The sequence below is a fragment of the Planomicrobium sp. YIM 101495 genome, from assembly GCF_009707665.1.
In the GTDB taxonomy this organism is placed as follows: Bacteria; Bacillota; Bacilli; order Bacillales_A; family Planococcaceae; genus Planococcus.
Map to the genome: position 1 here is coordinate 1,650,627 of NZ_WLZW01000001.1, position 19,328 is coordinate 1,669,954.

The 19,328-nt window shown below is 51.6% G+C and carries 19 protein-coding genes; 6 read left to right on the forward strand and 13 right to left on the reverse strand.

From position 1 onward, the window contains the following. Positions 1-11 precede the first annotated feature (11 nt). From GIW82_RS08000 to GIW82_RS08035, 8 genes are all read right to left on the reverse strand, one after another. Entirely contained in the window at positions 12-1,091 is a 1,080-nt protein-coding gene (locus GIW82_RS08000; RefSeq protein WP_154749310.1) for a toxic anion resistance protein, read from the reverse strand. 19 nt (positions 1,092-1,110) lie between these two features. Further along, a complete protein-coding gene (locus GIW82_RS08005) occupies positions 1,111-2,724 on the reverse strand; it encodes a YceG family protein (protein ID WP_154749311.1) in 1,614 nt (537 codons plus the stop codon). Between the two features lie 20 nt (positions 2,725-2,744). Then, positions 2,745-3,560, reverse strand: coding sequence for an HAD family hydrolase (locus GIW82_RS08010; RefSeq protein ID WP_154749312.1), 816 nt, complete (start codon positions 3,558-3,560; stop codon positions 2,745-2,747). Next, positions 3,557-4,666, reverse strand: coding sequence for a cysteine protease StiP family protein (locus GIW82_RS08015; RefSeq protein WP_154749313.1), 1,110 nt, complete (start codon positions 4,664-4,666; stop codon positions 3,557-3,559). The genes GIW82_RS08010 and GIW82_RS08015 overlap by 4 nt, the downstream gene beginning before the upstream one ends. A 17-nt stretch (positions 4,667-4,683) precedes the next feature. After that, positions 4,684-6,033 carry a phosphoribosyltransferase family protein gene (locus GIW82_RS08020; RefSeq protein ID WP_154749314.1) on the reverse strand — a complete coding sequence of 450 codons (1,350 nt, stop codon included), beginning with the start codon at positions 6,031-6,033 and terminating at the stop codon, positions 4,684-4,686. Next, positions 5,966-7,111 carry an HpcH/HpaI aldolase/citrate lyase family protein gene (locus tag GIW82_RS08025; RefSeq protein WP_154749315.1) on the reverse strand — a complete coding sequence of 382 codons (1,146 nt, stop codon included), beginning with the start codon at positions 7,109-7,111 and terminating at the stop codon, positions 5,966-5,968. Before GIW82_RS08025 ends, GIW82_RS08020 begins: the two co-directional genes overlap by 68 nt. Positions 7,112-7,333: 222 nt before the next feature. After that, positions 7,334-7,912, reverse strand: coding sequence for a TerD family protein (locus GIW82_RS08030; protein WP_154749316.1), 579 nt, complete (start codon positions 7,910-7,912; stop codon positions 7,334-7,336). 13 nt (positions 7,913-7,925) lie between these two features. Next, positions 7,926-8,546, reverse strand: a complete 621-nt coding sequence (locus tag GIW82_RS08035) for a TerD family protein (protein WP_154749317.1) — start codon at positions 8,544-8,546, stop codon at positions 7,926-7,928. Between the two features lie 298 nt (positions 8,547-8,844). Here GIW82_RS08035 and GIW82_RS08040 point away from each other — a divergent pair, with 298 nt between their 5' ends. From GIW82_RS08040 to GIW82_RS08055, 4 genes are all read left to right on the forward strand, one after another. Beyond that, complete coding sequence (locus tag GIW82_RS08040) at positions 8,845-9,780, forward strand: glycosyltransferase family 2 protein (protein WP_154749318.1); 936 nt, start codon at positions 8,845-8,847, stop codon at positions 9,778-9,780. After that, positions 9,773-10,168: a GtrA family protein gene (locus GIW82_RS08045; protein ID WP_154749319.1), complete on the forward strand. Its 396-nt coding sequence runs from the start codon at positions 9,773-9,775 to the stop codon at positions 10,166-10,168. Before GIW82_RS08040 ends, GIW82_RS08045 begins: the two co-directional genes overlap by 8 nt. 16 nt (positions 10,169-10,184) lie before the next feature. Next, positions 10,185-12,758, forward strand: coding sequence for a YfhO family protein (locus GIW82_RS08050; RefSeq protein ID WP_370456138.1), 2,574 nt, complete (start codon positions 10,185-10,187; stop codon positions 12,756-12,758). An 85-nt stretch (positions 12,759-12,843) separates the two neighbouring features. Further along, positions 12,844-13,719: an SDR family oxidoreductase gene (locus GIW82_RS08055; RefSeq protein WP_154749320.1), complete on the forward strand. Its 876-nt coding sequence runs from the start codon at positions 12,844-12,846 to the stop codon at positions 13,717-13,719. 61 nt (positions 13,720-13,780) lie between these two features. On the opposite strand, the gene GIW82_RS08060 is transcribed toward GIW82_RS08055, so the two are convergent. The 3 genes from GIW82_RS08060 to GIW82_RS08070 all read right to left on the reverse strand — a co-directional run bounded on the left by GIW82_RS08060 (position 13,781) and on the right by GIW82_RS08070 (position 15,712). Next, the gene (locus GIW82_RS08060; RefSeq protein WP_154749321.1) at positions 13,781-14,479 is read right to left on the reverse strand and encodes a YqjF family protein; all 699 of its coding nucleotides are present in this window, start codon (positions 14,477-14,479) and stop codon (positions 13,781-13,783) included. A 69-nt stretch (positions 14,480-14,548) separates the two neighbouring features. After that, positions 14,549-15,376 carry a manganese catalase gene (locus tag GIW82_RS08065; protein WP_154749322.1) on the reverse strand — a complete coding sequence of 276 codons (828 nt, stop codon included), beginning with the start codon at positions 15,374-15,376 and terminating at the stop codon, positions 14,549-14,551. A 27-nt stretch (positions 15,377-15,403) separates the two neighbouring features. Next, positions 15,404-15,712 carry a hypothetical protein gene (locus GIW82_RS08070; RefSeq protein WP_154749323.1) on the reverse strand — a complete coding sequence of 103 codons (309 nt, stop codon included), beginning with the start codon at positions 15,710-15,712 and terminating at the stop codon, positions 15,404-15,406. Between the two features lie 161 nt (positions 15,713-15,873). Here GIW82_RS08070 and GIW82_RS08075 point away from each other — a divergent pair, with 161 nt between their 5' ends. Together GIW82_RS08075 and GIW82_RS08080 are read left to right on the forward strand one after the other, a co-directional pair. Further along, a complete protein-coding gene (locus GIW82_RS08075) occupies positions 15,874-16,578 on the forward strand; it encodes a type 1 glutamine amidotransferase domain-containing protein (protein ID WP_154749324.1) in 705 nt (234 codons plus the stop codon). 54 nt (positions 16,579-16,632) lie between these two features. Further along, entirely contained in the window at positions 16,633-16,869 is a 237-nt protein-coding gene (locus tag GIW82_RS08080) for a hypothetical protein (protein WP_154749325.1), read from the forward strand. Positions 16,870-16,914: 45 nt separating this feature from the next. Here the strand turns inward: GIW82_RS08080 and GIW82_RS08085 are convergent, their stop codons facing one another. Continuing rightward, entirely contained in the window at positions 16,915-18,102 is a 1,188-nt protein-coding gene (locus GIW82_RS08085) for a S1C family serine protease (RefSeq protein ID WP_154749326.1), read from the reverse strand. Between the two features lie 172 nt (positions 18,103-18,274). Further along, positions 18,275-19,324, reverse strand: coding sequence for an NAD(P)/FAD-dependent oxidoreductase (locus tag GIW82_RS08090; protein WP_154749327.1), 1,050 nt, complete (start codon positions 19,322-19,324; stop codon positions 18,275-18,277). Between the last annotated feature and the right edge of the window lie 4 nt (positions 19,325-19,328).

A 19,328-nucleotide genomic window follows, 5' to 3' on the forward strand; every position in this document is an offset into this window, starting at 1 on the left:
TTTACACTGGTTTATTTGCGTTGCGTGTCTTCATACTTCTTCTGCAATTCTTCGATGCGTAAGCGTCCTTCTTCACGCATCTTGCGGTTCTCTTCTTCGATCGCTTTCGTATCGTTCATGCCTTGCATGATCGTCTCCCATGTCTGTTCGATCGTTTCGATTTTGATGCTCGGCTGACCGGACATGCGTGCGATATCGACCGACTGGCGAGAAATATCGTTGGCATTGTTCAACAGCATTTCATTCGTCCGGCGATCGAGCTCATTCATCGACTCTGCTACGAGACTTTGACGCTTCGCAGCGATTGCGTTAATCAAGCCCGTCTTGAAGATCGGAATCGTCGTAACGAATGCCGAGTTGATCTTCCCGATCAGCTTCGTGTTCCCGCGCTGGAGCATGCGGATCTGCGGAGCCGACTGGTACGACACTTGCTTCGCCATTTCCAAGTCATAGACGCGCTGCTCAAGAAGCTCGATGGCGTTCTGCAAGGAGTTCAACTCCATCAATGCCATCTGGTCGCCGGTTTCGGCACGCTTGCGCACTTCCGGTTCTTTCGCTTTCAGCTCTTCGACTTTGACGTCTCCCGCTGCGATGTACTTCTCCAACTCCATGAAGTAGTTGAAGTTTTGATCGTACAATTGCTCGAGTGTCGTCGTGGAATCTTTCATCTGCGCTTCATACTTCGTGATTTCCACGTACACTTTGTCGATTTCCGTGCCCATCGTCTGATATTTATTGAACAATTGCTCGATCATCTTGTTGCCTTTGTTGAAGATCTTGTTCAAGAACCCTTTCTTCTCGACGAAATCCTTCTTGTCGAACTTGTCCATGATTTTCCCGAGCTGCTTCAGCAATTCACTTGATTCTTCCATGCTGTTGGCCTGGACGGAATTCAAGACTTTTCCTGTGAACGCCGATATTTCATTCGCGGGTTCGCGTCCGAACTCCAATAATTGAATCTGATTTTTCGGATCAATGTTCGCTGCAAGCTGCAGCACTTCCGGATCGTTCTTCAACTTCGCTTTCAATTGGTTCTCGTCTTTCATCACCAATTCCTGCTGTTCGATCTGATCTGGCATCATATTCGTCATCGGTCTCACTCCTTCGCTATTATAGCCATTTTCTAAAAATTTTCTTCACGACGGATGGTTCGCGGAAAGGCTCATTGAAGCTCCGCTCATCCAGCCAATGCGTGTCCATCATCTCCGGATCGATCCACCGCTCTACGTCCTGGTGTCCTTGCGGATTGATGACGATGACGTCAAGTCCGAACGCATGGATCAGTGCAATCGCATTGGCATCCGGCCGGCTCAATTCCCCGTCCTTCTCCTCGTTATAGAACAAGAAGGTCGGGACGAATTGTGGGTAATCGAACAGTTGGATGCTTTGGATGACTGTGTCAGGCAAAGACATCGACTGCGAAAACGCGTATAGATTCACATCTTCAAGCGACTCGCCTGCTTGCGGCAGGAGAATCGGCTTCTCGACATGGCGCGCAATCGCTGCACCGATTGCGGTCTGGACCCCGTCCGGCAGCTTGCCGTAACGCCACCAATTCGATTCCTTCATCTTTTCCGGATCCAGCTTGCCGTCGCGCCCAAGCGCTGCACGGTAATGGAACTGCTGATTGCCTTTCCGCTCTTCGATGACCGGGAAACTACGGATCAGCTTCGTATCCTCACGTTCCGTCAGACTATGGATATTGTCCCAAAACCGTTTCCGGTCCTTCTCGATGCCCATAATCTTGGCGAAGACGACCGGAATGTTGACGCTTCCACTTTCCACTTTGAAGCCCGGACGAACCATCGCACGTTCTCTCGCAAGCATGAAGGCTTCATCGATGGTCGTCTTCAACCGGATCGATTTCGTCAAATAGGATTTGAACTGGAACGGTTTATATAAACCTGAATCATCGTGGTGCAAAAGACGATCGACTTCCTGCGTCGCACGGTATGCGACCGTGCCGACCCTCTCCGGCTTTTCTTCCGGGAACGGCAGGACGGTCGTCGCCATTACTTGGAAGCTATGCGTATGTGGAGCTTCACCGGACACTGCGCTTTCGAACCAGCGGCTGCCTTCAGGGTCGAAGACGACGACATGGAACCCGAACGCGGCAGCGAATGTCAAGAACCACTTTTCGCTTTCGGATGGCGGGCCATACCAAAGAAATGCCGGTAGCCCTTTTTGGAGTGTTAAGTTCTCCAGTTCTTTCTCGATATGATTGAAGATCCATTTCACGAGGTCGGTCGCGACACGGCGGAAAGTCGGATGCGTTGTTCCGCTCCCCGATTGCGCCTCGAACGCTTTCAGCACATCGATCAAGACGATGCGGATCCTGCGGTTGAGGCCAGCATCCTTCAGTCTGGGCAGAAGCCCTTTGCCGTCCAGGAAGGCGACAATGCGGTTCGGCGTCAAGCCTCGCTCTTTCTTATTCATCTCGAATAGGTCCTGCAGTGCACGCAGACGCTCCTGGTCGATCTGCTTATCCAAACGGTCGAACAACCGGATGAGCTGCCCGCCGGATGCTTCTAGCGCTTCGTGCATCGAAGCGAAATAATCATCCGGATCGAGCGGTGTGCCCAGGAACTGTGCAAGCAGCTGCGGATAAGTGAGCGAGTCCTCTTCGACTTTCGTTTCTGGATGCTCGACGACGGGCTTGTTCAGCCAGGCGCCGAATGTTTCCGGATCCCACGTTCGTGCGCGGACCGGATGCAATTGAACCATGGGACTCCCCTCCTTCGTGCTTATCTATATTGTATCGAAAGTCCGGCCACTTGCGCCATGATTTCCTCCCCAGCTTTGATTCCTTTCAAGTCCGTCACAGTAATATGTGACGAAATCTGCGCATTGCTCCTCACGGCTTCACCGTGAGCGGCTAGAATCCCTTTATCCGCGCTCTCCAAAAGATCCAGATCCAACAGTGAATCTCCTGCAGCGACGACGAAATCCGCACCGACTTCCTCTTTCACATATTCCATCGCGCCGGCTTTCGTGATGCTCTCAGGCATGAAGTACAACTTCCGTCCTTGCAAGGACATATTCCAGCCGATTTCCCTGAAGGCCGTCGTATATTCCAGCAAACGCTCCACCGGGAACCGTTCCCGGTCGACGATCAAATAAACGAACCAGCCATCTGCCTCGCGCACCCGCAAGACCCAGTCTTCCGAGAAGTAGCGGCGGATCTCCGGCATCAGCTCTTCGATGATGGTCTTCCGGCTGACACATTGCTGGCGGATATGGTCCGACCATTCTTCGACAGGTTCGCCGTCCTTCAAAATGACCGCACCATTCGAGATGACCGCAAACGATGGCGGCTCTTCCCCTTCGTAAATCCCCGTCACGCGTTCGTACTGCTCCTGCGTGCGGGTCGTCACCGGCAAAAACACCATTTCATTGCCGAGCTCCCAAAGGGCACGCTGCGATTTCCTGGTCATGAACGATTGCGGCCTTCCTTCGTATCGTTCGACTTCGCGCAGTTCCTGTTCAGTCGCATCCATCCCCATCGATCTCCGTGAGTAAATCAGTGTCTGATCCAAGTCGCTCGCAAATAAAATCGTCATAGTTCTTTCCCCGAACGGATCAGCCCGATTGAACGGTAGAACAAGTCCGGCTCGACTTCCACCGGAATCCCTTTTTCTTCCGCAAGCATCAAAATGTGCTGGACGTCCGGATGTGTCGCGTCGTTCACGAGCACTTTCCATGGATCGCGGCGGAGTAAGACGCGAGTCGTTTCACCGACGCCGGGCTTGATCAAGTGGTAATCCGTTTCCGCGTACAGCTTGTCGCCGATCGCCTCGACTTCAAGCATCCCTGCCCAAGTCCGTTCGACCGTGAGTGGAACGGTTGCAGCTTCCTGAGCGGCAGCTTCTGCCGTCTCTTCGAAGCAACCCGTCACTTGATCGATGAAATCGTTGGACAAGTCTTCTTCTGCAAGTTCGCCGTAAAACTTCGCTCCGTGATAGTCCTCCGGTCCGATGAAGCGGCCGTTCAAGATCGTCCGGCTGACAAGTCCTGAGACGGTGGCATTCAAACAAGCGCTCGGTATAAGAAAATCATCCCGCGTTCCGAAAAGCACAGCGCATGCCCCGGGGTCAGCGAGTACAGCCATATCATCCACAAGCTGCATGTCTTCTTCCTGGTTCAGTTGCTCTACCGCTTTCGTCAATTCTTTCTGGATCGCGCCTTTCCCTGTCCAGCCGTCGATGAACTGGATACGGCCCGTCGGATGATTTTCCCTGATCGTGCGCATCGCATTCACGTCGATCCCTTTGTCCCGCATGATCGAGACGCTGTAATGCACCCAGTCGAGACCCAAAATCATGTGCGCATAGCGGCGGATCAAAATGCCGACCGGACTGCCCGCTCTTGCAAGGGATACAAGGACAACTTCTTCTGTCTCTGCATTCTTCAGGATTTTGTGCGTCACGACGCCGACAAGATGGCTCAGCCGCTGCTTCGATGTTTCGACCGAAGCGTGGTAGAGCGCTGTATATTCTTCCGATGGCCGGTATTCGATCGGCAAACGTTCAGCGTAGTGCCCGCCTGCCTGGACAGCCCGCTCCCGTTCTTCGAGCGAGCTTTCTTCGAACTGGTCCGTCAAATCTTTCAAGAGAAATGTCACATCGTCTTTTGCATAGCTGGTCTTCACTAAGTTTGTCGTAATCATCGGTCAACATCTCTCCTTCAATTCGTTAGTGAAATCCATTCGAGTGGTGCTTTTTCTTCAAGATATGAAACAAGCGGCAGCCATTCCTCGCGCTGGATCACAGATTCAGCGATGAGGTAAATGCGGTCCGCCTTGACTTGCCCCAGATTGTAAATGTATTGATCGACCGAACCCATGTCAGGCAGCTGGAAAGCCGCCTTTTCCTGGATCGGATAGCCCGGTGTCTGAGCGGCATGGATCGGACTGCGTGTCGTCGTCTGGACTTTCACATCGCCTCCGAGTGCCAGTGCAAAACGGAGCGGCACATACATGTTCTCCCCGATGCCGATGACGAGTGCTTTTTCACCAGCTAGAAGCGGCGCAATTTTCGCAGCGGCGTCTTCAATCCACTGCTCGAGCTCTTTTTGCTTCGCGCTCGATAGCCCGAAACGTCCGGTATATGGGATGTAGCGCTGATTGGTTGCAGAACTGCGCGCCACTGTTTCTGTCATTATTTCTTTAAGTGTTGCACCTGTGTCGCCAGCAAGCTTCTCAGCTGCTACGTCTTCCGGAGACTGACCGTGGTGCAACGTGAATTCGCCTGACATGAGCGCCAGGACATCCGCCTGGATTCCGCGACGCGCAGTGAATTCATCCATTTTGGCGCGCTGCGTACTGTTGCGCCAATCAAGAATCGATAAACATTTGTAACATTTCCCGGGAAATTGATCATCGAGTGCTTCCACAAGGTTGATCAGCGTGTTACCCGTCGAAATCTCGTCGTCGACCAAGACGATCGTCTCGGCCTCTTCCAGCATGCCTTCAGGTGCGTATACTTTATGCGAAGTCGCATGGGAGTGCTCTTCCTCAAAGACGAAGCTTGGTTCGCTTCCTGTAATCGCTTCGCGCGTCGTATGGATATAGTCCGCTCCGAGGAAATGCTGGAATGTGGCATGTCCTAGCCCGGTCGCCGTCTCCGCCATGCCGATGAAGACTGTCTTGCCTGGCAGTTCCTTCTTGTACTGCAAAGCTTTTTGCATCAAGGCCGTGTCCGGTTCCCCGCTGTCGATCATCACGGCGATGCGTTCAGCGTCCGGGTGTGGAGCAAGCCCTGTATTCTCCATCAACAGCGACGACAGCAAGCTGCCTGTACCGAGCGCAATCGCCGGATGGACGGCCAAATGCTTCGCGATCAGTTTACTGATGAAGAGGAACTGGCGCTTCTTGTTGACGCGCAGCCCCATCTCGAACAGCGCTTCAGGCTTCAGGCCGTAGTAGCTGCGATCCGCGCTGACAGAGAGCTCCAGATACTCCCATAATTTATAGTTGTTTTGAAAATTGATATTCTCGAATGTGGTTGAGGACGTCGATCGGTTGATAGTTTTCATTCAGCACCCCGTATACTCTCGCTTGAGCGACTGTTTTGCGAGCCCAGTTCAAATGCGGCTTCACTTCGTTCATCTTGTTGCGGTTCGCGCTTTGCAGCACACCGTTATGGACCGTGCTCTCGCGTAAAATCTGCTCGGCATCGCCGAACGCTTCCTTCGTGATGATATGACCGGCATTGACGATGGCGATCTGGGAAGGATGGATGCATGTCTTCCCTGTGAATCCGTTCAGCAAGTCCAGCTGTACTTCTTCCCATAACACCTTCTCGGAGTCCGCAAGAAATGGCAGAACTTGCGGCCCGCTGAAATATTCGTAGACCGGACCGGAGACCGTCAATCCTTTCTCTGCTCTGCCGAAGCGATTCAAAATGTCGGTTAGGCAATCGCGGACGACGTGAAGGTCATAAATATGGCGCGTTGCCGGACGGCGCAGCCCGAACAAGCTCGAGAAGTCGGTCGCGCCGACACGGACATTCAAAATCCGGTGCGCTTCTTTACTAATCACTTCATCGATCGCCTGCAAGGTTGCGGTGCGGCTCTCCGCATAAAGGATTTCCTTTGTTTCAAGGAGCGGCAATGCATACAAGTCCCGGCAAGCGCGCTCGGATGCCCGGTCGAGCGCGGCAAAAAATCCAGGAAGATTCTCAGCGAGTGCCTTCGGAAAGACGATGCCTGCTAATACACTAAGTGCCGTACCAGCATGCTCCGCCAAATAATCCAGCTGTGCCGCACTGCGGACACGCAGAAATAAAATCGGACACTCTTCTGGCAAGCCTTGCCCACCTTTTTCCAGCTGCTTCAACTGCTGGATCATGTTCTGCTCGGCTTCCGGCAGGGCCGCGTCAGAAACGGCATCTTCCAGACATATGATGAGTGTCGCAAGACCTGAGAACGTTCCCCGGCCATAGCTGCCGGATAGGATCTTCTCTGCAATGTCCGTCCGTGAGCCCGGTGTATAAAGTGCTGCACCAAGTGCGATGCCCAACGTTTCACGATCCGTGTCACGGTTGAACTTCATCGGTGATTCTGCGAAGAATGTAGTTAAATCAGTTCTGGACAATCCATTAAAATGTTTCATTGTTATTCCCCTCCCGCCGGCTGTTGTTAAATAGAGATAAGTTTCAGCTGCTGATATTCCGCTGGCTGCATAGGCGGGAACAGAATTCCTTAATTCTGTTCGCTGTCCTGCGGGAGCTTACGCTGTAAAATTTCTTCGTCCAGTCCGGATCAATTTAAACGACCCACTTGCTCTAAATTCAGAAAAAAGCAAGGGAACGAGCCCCTTGCTTTCTTCAGTTGATCAGCTATCCAGGCCAAAGTCTTTCACGAGTGAACCTAAGCCGCCTTGATAACCGCTGCCGATGGCGTTGAACTTCCATTCTCCCCCGTGGCGGTACAATTCACCGACTACGACTGCTGTCTCGATGGAAAAGTCTTCTCCGAGGTCATAACGGATCAACTCTTCATTTGTCTCTGCATTCAAAATCCGGACGTAGGAGTTGCTCACTTGCCCGAAGTTCTGTCCGCGCGCTTCTGCATCGTGGATCGTGATTGCAAATGTCACACGTTCCATCGCCGAAGGAATTGCCGACAGGTTGATTTTGACTTGCTCATCATCGCCTTCACCTTCGCCAGTGCGGTTGTCGCCCGTGTGCTCAACTGCTCCGCCTGCACCGATTGTGTTGTTGTAAAAAACAAAATCCGCTTCAGATCCCGCTTTTCCGTTCGCATCCAAGAGGAAGACCGACGAATCAAGATCGAAGTCGTCGCCTCCGTCATATTTATTCGTATCCCAACCAAGTCCGACAATTACATTCGACAAGCCCGGATTACCTTTCGTCAAATCCACTTTTTGTCCTTTTGATAGATTGATTGCCATCTTTAATCGCCCCTTATTTTGCGTATTTGTTTGCAATAGACCCGATATCCGGATCAGTTGTTCCTTCGCCGACTGCCGCAAATTTCCACTCTGTGCCTTGACGGTAAATTTCGCCCGTGATCAACGCTGTTTTCCCAGAATAGTTTTCTGTCAGGTTGTAATGGACCAGCTCTTCTCTTGACTGATTATCGACCAGGCGGATGAACGCGTTCTCGATCATGCCGAAATCCTGGTTCTTCTTCTTCGCATTGTAAATGTTCACGACAAATACAAGGCGGTGAATCGATGGAGAGATTTTCGATAGATCCACGTTGATCGTCTCGTCATCGCCATCCCCTTCACCGGTCAAGTTATCGCCGGAGTGTGCGACGCTTCCATCTTTGCTGCGTTTGTTGCCAAAATAGATCAAGTTCTCTTTTGCAGCAAGTTTGCCGTTTTCGTTCAACATGATGACAGACGCGTCACAGTCGATATCCGGTCCGCCTGCTCCACCGCCGCCGAGTAAAGAACTCAGGAATCCACCACTCTTCTTCGTCTGAACAGGGTCCCACCCGAGGCCTACCATAATGCTTGAAAGGGATGACCTTCCTTTCGTCAAATCGATCTTCTGACCTTTTACTAGATTAATCGCCATTTTCAGCACGCTCCATTTCTTTTTTGGACTCTTTTTTCATAGTATGGCTATTTACAAAAAAATTCAATTATTACGGCGAGGTCGCCACTTTTTTCTCCTCCTTATATACGTCCAGAACGAGCGAAAGTTTCATCCGTTCCATAAAGAAGAGCAATTCACCTGTCTTCCTCCATTCTGTTCCTCGGTTTCTTGAATTGCCCGCACGATTCCGAAAACTCTTTGCTGAGCATACTTTCCGCGAAAGGCGGGTAAACAGTGATGACAGACTGTCCATACATAATTGAAAGGGGAAAGTTATATGAAACTGCTTTCCATCATCATCCCCGCCTATAACGAAGAGGCGAATATCGTGAATATCCATAACCGGCTCATAGCTGAGCTGGAAGAATTGCCGTGCCATTATGAAATCATGTTCGTCAACGATGGCAGTCGAGATCAGACGCTCGGTGAGATCTTGAAGCTCGCCCGTGAACATGACTACGTGAAATACATCTCGCTGACACGGAACTTCGGCAAGGAGTCAGCCATCCTCGCTGGACTCAACCGCGTGCACGGTGATGCAGCCATCTTGATGGACAGCGACTTGCAACACCCGCCAGAGATGATCTGCGAGATGGTCCAAGGGTTCGAGGAAGGATTCCACCAAGTCGTCGCGAAACGGTCGCGTACAGGCGAATCGAAAATGCGCAGCGTCTTAAGCTCCCTTTATTATAAAATCGTCAATGCCGTTACGGATGTCGACTTTGTAGACGGTGAGGGCGATTTTCGTTTGCTCAGCCGCAAAGCCATCAATTCCATCTTGAGGCTGAGTGAAAGTAACCGCTTCTCCAAAGGGTTGTTCTCGTGGATCGGCCTCAGTAAAAAGATCCTCACGTACGAGAACGTCGTGCGTGTGGATGGCGAATCGAAATGGTCGTTCGCGAGCCTCGTCAACTATGGCATCGACGGCATCATCTCCTTCAACATGAAGCCGCTCCGCATTTGTTTTTACACCGGCTTCATCGTGCTGTTCCTGTCGCTTCTATATGTAGCAATCACGTTTTACCATATCTTGCGCGATGGTGTCGGCGCACCAGGATACTTCACCACCATCACTGCCGTCCTGATGCTCGGCGGCATCCAATTGATCAGTCTCGGCGTCATCGGCGAATACGTCGGCCGAATCTACAACGAGTCGAAGAAACGGCCGAACTTCCTCGTCGACATCAGCAATGCGGATGAATTCGATGAGTAAATTACTGAACACGGAATTCGTCCGCTTCGTCATCGTAGGTGTCATCAATACGTTGACTTATTACAGCATTTACCTTGTGCTGCACAATATTTTCGACTTGCCTTACCTTGCAGCGCATCTCGCCGGCTTCTTCATCAGCTTGAACATTTCATTCTTCTTGAATACGTACGTTACATACCGAGTGCGGCCGACGTGGAAGAAATACTTGGCGTTCCCGCTGACACAAGTCGTCAATATTTCGGTATCGACGGCACTCATTTTCATTTTCGTGGAATTCCTCAGTCTCAGCAGCAACATTGCGCCGTTCGCTGCGGTCTTGTTCACTGTGCCGATTACATTCATCATTTCCAGCAAGATCTTAAAAGACAAGCCGGAACAAACTTCTTGAAAAGACGGTGAGATTCGTGAAATACGTAAAACTTTTCTTTGTTTCCTTGCTGCTTGCCATCGTCGGACATGCCGTCTTCTTGGTGCAGCGGGCAAACGAACACTATATGGTCGGCATCAATGATGGCTTGTCGCAAATGACCGTGTTCAAGCAATTGCTTTATGAACACTACACGGCAGGCGAATTTTTCTACTCGTTTTCATTCGGCTTCGGAGCGGACATTTATAGCGGGTTGTCTTATTATTTCTCCACTTCGTTCGTCTTCGCTGCGACGGTGGCATTGTTCTTCCTATTGGAAAGCATCGGGCTCTTAAGCACGCCGGATGCTTTGCTGTGGGCACAGGCAGCAGTCTTCATCAGCACGGTGCGGCTTACAGCTGTACTGTTTTTGACGACGCTCGTGTTCCGTTACTTGAAACTTTCCTGGCCGGCCGCATTCATCGGCGCTGCCATCTACGGACTGTCCGGCATGTTTTTCCGGCATACGGTTTATTGGGAGTTTTTCGCGGATGCGTATTTATGGCTGCCGCTTCTCATTCTCGGTGTCGAAAAGATTTTCCGGGAACGGGCGCCTGGCTGGTTCCTTGCAGCCGCAGCCATCTCGCTCATTGATAATTTCTATTTCGCCTATATCAACTTCTTGCTGACGGCCATTTATATTCTGGTCCGCCTGTTCATCCCGCTCGCGCACGATGAGATCGAGCGGAAACGAGCACTGCTGTTGTTTTTGGTGACCGGGCTCATCAGTTTTGGCATCAGCGCCGTGTCCTTCATTCCAGCGGTTTACGCCTACTTGAACAATCACCGGCCGTCTTTCGAGCAGGACATCGCGTCGTTCGACTTTGCCGATAACATCTTGTTCACGAGCCGCTACATTGTGCTGCCAGCCATTTTCGTCCTATTCCTTTTCGTAGCAGGCTTTTATAAAAACCGGGCGTTCCGGCTATTTTCGATCCTCGGCTTCATCGGCATCGTCCTGCATTACAGCCCGCTCGCTGCCAGTGCGTTCAACGGCTTTTCCGCGCCGCAATACCGCTGGGAATATTTCCTCGCGCTTGTCGCGGGTGGTGCGGTCGCCGCTGCATTCGACCAGCTGCATAAGCTGACGATGCGGCATGTACTCCTTGCCGTCTTTTCAAGTGCGTGCTTTTATTTCGCTTTCCTGACGGCCGACCCGGATCGCGATTGGAGCGAACCGGCATTTTATGTTCCACTAATCGTTTGGGCGCTGACCGCGACGGTGCTCGTCCTGGTCACGCGATACCGGAAGTCCGGCTTCAAATGGATACTGCTCACCGGCACGATTGCCTCCCTCCTCCTTTCCGTCAACCTGTATCAGAAGGATTGGTTGCTTGAACGTGGCAACATCGAAGAAGTGAACGAAGAAATGATGACAAGCTCCGGTTTCGACGATCCGGAAGTCCGCAGGCTGATCGAAGAAATCCATGCACAGGCGGACGGGCAAACGTACCGCATCGACTGGATGGAAGGCGTCCGCAACAATACGCCGATCGTCCAAGATTTCAGGGGCTTGAGCGCCTATTCAAGCATCTTGAATAAAAACTTGCTGTACTTCTATTTATACGATCTGCGAATCGACATGGGACGCGAAAGTGTCAGCCGTTATGCGACACTCGGCAACCGCGCGAACTTGCATAGTATGATGCAAGGCACATATGTCATCCGTGAAAACGACGACACACAGAACGTCCCGTACGGATTCACGGAAGTGCTCGCCTCAGACCATTACAAAGTGTATGAAAACCAAATGGAATTGCCGTTCGTCCGAAGTTCGTCCGCGGTCCATACCGAAGAGCAGCTGGAAGATCGATCTGTTCTTGTCCGCGAACACGCCATGCTTTCCGGCATCGTCCTGGACATTCCGGCAACGGGCGCGCCAATTCCTGAGTCAGACGGCACCGACTTACCTTTCGTACTGTCGGAAGTCGGTGCACGCTTCGATGGGAAGACACTCCAAGTGACTGCTGCGGATGGCGGCATTGACTTGAGCGTCCAAGAACTGCAGCGCTTCGAAGGCGATTTCTATGTGTCGTTCCATCTGGAAAGCGAAGCCGCGGACAAAGGGTTCAATCTTGCGGTCAATGACTACGTCACAAGCCGGAAATCCAATGCTTCTGTCTACAAGACGCACGTCGACGACTTGACCGTGCGCATTCCGGCAGCTGGGACAGTTGAAATCCGCCTGCCGGAAGGCGACTACCGATTGACGGACATCCGAATCGATTACGAGGATTACAGTACGCTGCAGGAAGCTGTACAGGCGGAAGACGGCTTGCGTGCGCTCGAATTGGACGGCAGCAGCATCCAGCTCACGTATGACAATCCGGAAGCGCATGACTTTGCGAAAATCGCCATTCCGTACGAAAAAGGCTGGGAAGCTTCCGTCAACGGGGAGAAAGTCGAGGTGTTAAAAGCCGATTACGCCATGATCGGCCTGCCGATTGAAGCTGGCGAAAACGCCATCACGCTCACTTACCGGCCACCGTTCTTTGCGGTCCTGCTTCTGATCACGGTGTTGTCCTTGCTTGGCAGCTTCTTCTTCCTCCGCCATTTCCGAAGATCGAAGTGAGCCGCTATTATTTGGTGCTGGCTGTTTAGCTGTTTTTCGCAGGGGAATAGATAGGTGGAAGATACTTACTGAAGGAGTGATTGAGTTGAGTAAAGATCCATACGAAAAAATCGATGAACAGGTGGAACCACAAGTGCAAGATCGTCAGCCAGGGCTTGAGACAGAAATGACACCGGAGCCGATCTATGACGATGAATCTTACAAAGGCTCGGGCAAATTGGACGGCAAAGTCGCGCTCATTACGGGCGGCGACTCAGGCATCGGCCGTGCTGTCGCAGTCGCCTATGCAAAAGAAGGCGCGAACGTGGCCATAGCCTACTTGGATGAGCACCAAGATGCGGAAGATACCGTGAAGGCGGTCGAAGCTTACGGCGTCCAGGCGATGAAGATCGCTGCGGATGTATCGGATGTGCAAGCTTGTAACCAGCTTGTGGCAGATGTCATCGGTGAGTTCGGCAAGCTGAATATCGTCGTCAACAACGCTGGTAAGCAATTCCCGGTGGACGATTTCCTCGACATCACACCCGAGCAATTGAAAGTGACGTTCGAAACGAATATTTACAGCATGTTCTACATCACACAAGCCGCACTGCCGCATCTCGAAAAAGGCGACAGCATCATCAATACTTCTTCCGTGACGGCATACCGCGGCTCGGAAGAATTGATCGATTATTCAGCGACGAAAGGGGCCATCACTGCATTCACCCGCTCGCTTGCCCAAAGTTTGAGCGAAAAAGGCATCCGGGTCAATTCTGTGGCACCAGGGCCAATCTGGACACCGCTCATTCCGGCTTCGTTCGGTGCGGAAAAAGTCGCCAGCCACGGCAGCGATACGTTGAAGGAACGACGCGGTCAGCCTGCGGAAGTCGCACCGGCATATGTCTACCTCGCTTCGCGTGACGGTTCGTATGTGACTGGGCAGGCGATTCATGTGAATGGTGGAGATTACATCTCTTCCTGAGAAAGAAAAAGAGCTGCACGAGAAACCGATTTTCCGGCCTTCTGTGCAGCTCTTGTTTATTTTATGGAATTTTCTTTTCGATCACCGGCATATAGAAACGGACGTCCTGAAACGGGGAAAAGTGTGCAATCGGCTTTGTTCTGTGCAAATCTAGCGGGTGGAACGCAGCCATCGTGTTCGTCCTGATTTCCCCTTCCATCCGGTGAAGATCCCACGGAATATGGTCAATATCCACACAGATCAAGGACTTGCCAGGTTTTGTCCACAAACAATAACGTTCCGTCAGCCATTGTCCGAAAGCATCCGATAGGAGCGGCTCCGTGAAAGTCCGGAACGACATATCCAGCTCTTCCCGCTTGTGTCCTTTTTCCGTCAAGACACTTCGGAAATGATGGACGCCGCGCGCTTTTTTCTTTGTGATTTTCGCATGGCGGTATGGCAAGAATCCAGCCATAGACGCAGCTTCCACAGCGAGTGGACTATTTGCATCTAAACTGAAGAAATAGACTCCACTCCTACCCCCGTGCTTCACATACGTGCGGACATTCAATTCCAGAAAAGTGCGAGTGCCTGGAACCGATGGCAAAAAACGCGGCCGGGTCCCGGACACGTTGAATCCGACGACACCAAGCCATGCACTCCCTTCCGCAAGGTCCAGCTCTAACTCTTCCGGTACATGTAGGCGTAGCGATTCAGCCGGCACCGCCCAGTGCAAAAAAAAGACATCGTGCCATTTCTGTTTCATGATCCATCGGTCCATCGGTCTGCTCCCCTCCAAAAAAATGGTGAAAGAAATCAATTGATTTCCTCACCACTTCTTCCTGTTTGTTTATTCATCTTCGTCCGGCAAAGTATCATGTGATTCCGGCGGACCCGGCTTCAGTACAGGGCGATTGGAAAATGCCTGGGCTTGTTCAAATTTGAAATCATGCCCATCCGGCGCTTTTTCTTTCATCCACGGGAGGTCACCGCTGCTTTCGCCACCTTCAGAGAAATCATACAGTGTATGAGAGTACTGGCTTGCTTCCCATTCCGGCGGGACAGTCGATGGCACAATGACCCCACCTTCTTTTGCCTGAAGATCTTCGATTGCTGCGAGCCATTGATTTTGGTGCATCGTGTCACGGGCCATCAGGAATGACAGCAAGTCTTTCACGCCTTTGTCTTCTGTCATGCTGTATAGACGTGCCACTTGCAGCCTTCCCTGCGACTCGGCATTGACGTTGGCGCGGAAATCAGCAAGCAGGTTGCCACTTGATACCATATAGCCTGCACTCCACGGAATTCCCTGTGCATTCTCGGGAACTGCGCCGAGTCCTGAGACAATGGCATGGTGTGGGTTCATGCCACCCATAATCGCTCCGACCACTGGATCGCTTGTCGCTTTTTCCTGCGCATACAACGGGGCCCCTTCAAGAAGACGCGCCACCATAGTCGCCAGCATCTCGATATGCCCAATTTCTTCCGTTGCCGTATCCAGCAGCAAGTCTTTGTATTTTTCATTTCCTCTTGTATTCCATCCTTGAAATAAATATTGCATGGCGACTGTCATCTCGCCGTATTGACCGCCAATCAATTCCTGCAGCAATTTGGCATAAGCTGCATCCGGCGCGTCTGGTTTTGCATGATATTGAAGTTCTTTTCTATGAAGAAACATCTCGATCATCCTCCTCGAATTTTAACTTCATTCGCCATCTTCTGAATGGATACGTCCCACACTGTTTTTCTTCACATCTTTTGGATGGCCGCCGTCGTAATCGGAATCGCCGCCTCCCGCATTGAATTCCTTCTCACTCGAACTGCCCTTATCTCTGGAATGTCCATCTCCGTCTGAATGGAGGCTTCCCGGATTACCGGTTTTCGTATCTGCCGGCTGTCCGCCATCGTAATCGGATGCATTCCCGCCTGCATTGAAATTATTTTTTTCCGCATTTTCCTTTTGCCTTGTAAGGTCGCTCAATTGTTCATTACGCTGGCTTTTTTCGCTGCTCACCTTTTGCCCCTCCCTTCCTTGCTGAGATTGCATTCATTGATTACCCCCAGTGCATTCCATAAAAACCCTTTTCCCCTTAATTCGTTCTTTGTCTTCACGTTTCACGAAAGCCTGGCGGGGTAAATGAATAACTAAGTGTATGAACGCAAGGAGGAGATTGCATGGGGAAGGTATTGGCGGTCGTATCAAACGGCTACGTAGATGATTCGAACGATTACATGACAGGATGGTGGGCCGAGGAACTGTTCGAGCCGATCCTGGAACTGGAAAAAGAAGGGCATGTGGTGGGCATCGCTTCCCCGGACGGAGGCAAGCCGGTCGTCGATCCGAAAAGCCTGGAAAAGGAAAACGACCCGGAAGGAACATACAAAACGCTTTACGAGTCCGGCATCGTTGACAAAACGCTGCCGATCGTCGACGTGAAGGCGAGTGAATTCGATGCAGTATACATCGTCGGCGGGCATGGGCCGATGTTCGACTTGGCGCATCACCACGATTTGCATGCCGTCTTGAACATCATCCATCTGCACGGCGGAATCATCGCTGCCATTTCGCACGGCGTCGCGCCACTGCTCTTCACGAAAATGACCGACGGCAGCGGCTTATTGGACGGTCTGAAAGTGACAGGCTATCCGACCAGCAAGGAACCGGAAGAAGTGAAACAATTGCTTCCTTTCGATCTTGAGCAGGAGCTGTCACGAATTGCGGACTATTCAGCGGAGGAAGACGCGGAGACACACGTAGTCTGGGGGAGTCCACAGATTTTGACCGCCCGCAGCCCGAACTCCTCCAAACGCTTTGGGGAAGAGCTGGCACAAGCGCTGAACCGGAAAGAAGAGCAAGAGGAAGCGAAATTTTTCGATTAAACTACTTGACGTAAGGGTATGGTGAAACAAGAGCAAAATAAGGGGAGGATTTTTATGACGAATAAAAACAACGAACCTAATGACACGGACAATCTTGAACATAAAGATACCGACAAGTATATGGAAGCGAACAAAGAGACGATGGAACGTCCACCAAGCGAGCCGGAAGGTCTTTCAGAGCCACGAACGAAAGGCTATCCGCCACTCCAAAAAGGATTCATCGTGTTCATCGTCGTCGTGCTGATCATCTTAGTCATCGGCATCAGTACAAACATGTTCGGACTCATGTAAATTCAAAGAAGCGCACCCGCAATCGCGGAAGCGCTTCTCTTTCGTTTACAGGCTTTCTGCCAAGGTCACTTGCAGCGTCTGCTGTTCACCGTCTCGGTACACGGTAATGGAGATAGTCTCACCGATTTCAACTTCGTTATACAAATATTGGCGAAGCTGAAGCACCGATTCGATTGCCTCGTCTCCCATTTTCACAATGACGTCTCCTGACTCCAGTCCACCTTCTGCCGCTCCCGAACCTGGTGAGACGGAATCCACAACTACGCCGCCTTCAACAGTCGCAGGCAGTTCAAGCTGTGCTTCTCTGTACTGCGCCGGTACTCTTCCCAGGTCGATGATTGTGACACCAAGTGCCGGCCGCTCGACTTCCCCTTTTTGTTCTAGATCCTCAATGATCGGAACTGCTGAATTAATCGGAATCGCAAGACCGATGCCTTCGACAGAAGCTTGGGCAATTTTCATCGAGTTGATGCCGATGACCTGTCCTTCGCTATTGATCAGCGCACCGCCACTGTTCCCTGGATTAATCGCTGCGTCCGTCTGCAGGACTTCTGCCTGCCAGTCCACCGCTCCGTCCCCGTCGATATCAACCGGTACTGAACGCTCCGTTCCTGAGATCACACCTGTCGTTACTGATCCTGAGAATTGCAGGCCAAGCGGATTCCCGATCGCAATGACCGGCTCCCCAGCTTTCAAGACTGATGAATCTCCGAAATTCGCAACTGTATCGATTGCTTTCCCTTCCACTTTCAGCACAGCCAAGTCGGTCCAAACATCTGCACCGAGCACTTCTGCCGGCAGTTCCGTTCCGTCAGCCATCGTTACGACGACATCCTCTGCTCCTTCAACGACGTGATTGTTTGTGACGATATAAGCAAAGTCGCCTTCTTTCTTATAGATGACACCCGATCCGACGCCCGCTTCCTGCGATTCCGCTTCACTTGATTGCATGAACGGATTTTGACGCGCTGTCTGCATATTCGTCACGCCGACAACTGCCGCTGATGTTGCGTCCACTGTTTCCGTCACGTCAGTCGTCACTACTTTCGAGACGCTCTCCAGTCCGCTAACCGTTTCGACCGGCGCATTCGCTGTGTCAAAAACGCCGTCACCATCCGATATCCCTGGCAAAATTGTCCCGGCAAGTACGACCCCTGCAAGCACTCCGCCAAATCCTGACAAAAAGTGACCTTTTCTTCCTTTGTTCGGCTCAGCCGATTTATAATAACCCATTCGTGATTCCTCCTCGTTTCGCTTTCGCTCTGTTCGAGCTATTGAAACTAGCTTAACAAGGAGTTATGAACAAACTATGACCGAAGTTTTAACAGATGTGAAACGTTTCAATCCAGCATGTATTTCTGCAAAAAAACAGGGACCGCACATTCGGCGGCCCCTGCTCCGTCATTCACGAAAACATTTCCTGGATCAATTCTTTGTTGCGCTTCTTGAAGACGTCGTTGTGGGACGACACCATCGCGACGCCTGTCGCATCCGGCTGGATATAAAGCTTCGCTTGGTTGACCGCGTTCGCTGCATCGACGAATGTACCGGCGATCAAGTTCAATTTCCCTTCATGCTGCAGGATGTCTCCCGCTCCGTACAATCCACCGACCGACGACTCACTCTTCGGATTGCCCGCAATGTAATAGTCATCCGCAATGGCGATGCTAAGCGGGCTGTTGTCAAGCAGGCTCGCATCACGCTCATAACCGTGGTTGATGATCACTTCATCAACCGGAAGCAAGGTCTTTTCATCTGTCAATTGATCCGTCAGCTCCACCAGTTCGATCGCATCGCGACTGTCTGATGCGATCAACCGGCTGATCGATGTATTCAACAAGCATGTTGCCGCTCCTCCGAGCAACTGCTCGACTTGCGCTTCGTGCCCGGTGAATTCAGCTTTCCGGTACGTCACATAAATTTCCTCTGCGATCGGTGACAGTTCGTTCGCCCAATCGATGGCAGAATTTCCACCGCCTGAGATCAGCACTTTCTTGCCTTTGAAACGTTCCAGCGACTTGACCGTGTAATTCAAATTGGAAACCTCGAAGCGCTCCGCCCCTTCGATATCCAGCTTCTGCGGGTTCAGGATGCCCCCGCCGACTGCAACGATCACCGTCTTCGAAAGATGCATCTCACCTGAAGCGCCTTCGATAACGAAGTGCCCTTCCGCATTTTTGGCGATGGTCTCCACTCTTTCATTCAATACGATTGCCGGATCGAATGTCTGGCCTTGCTCGACCAACTGCTTGATCAGCTCAGCACATTGAATCGGTGGCTGGCCCCCAACGTCCCAAATCATCTTTTCCGGATACACATGCAACTTTCCGCCGAGCTGTGGCTGAAATTCGATAATTTTCGTCTTCATTCCCCGCAGACCCGCATAAAAAGCTGAATACAGTCCAGCAGGCCCTCCGCCGATGATCGTCACGTCAAACAATTCCCCGGTTTTCATTTAT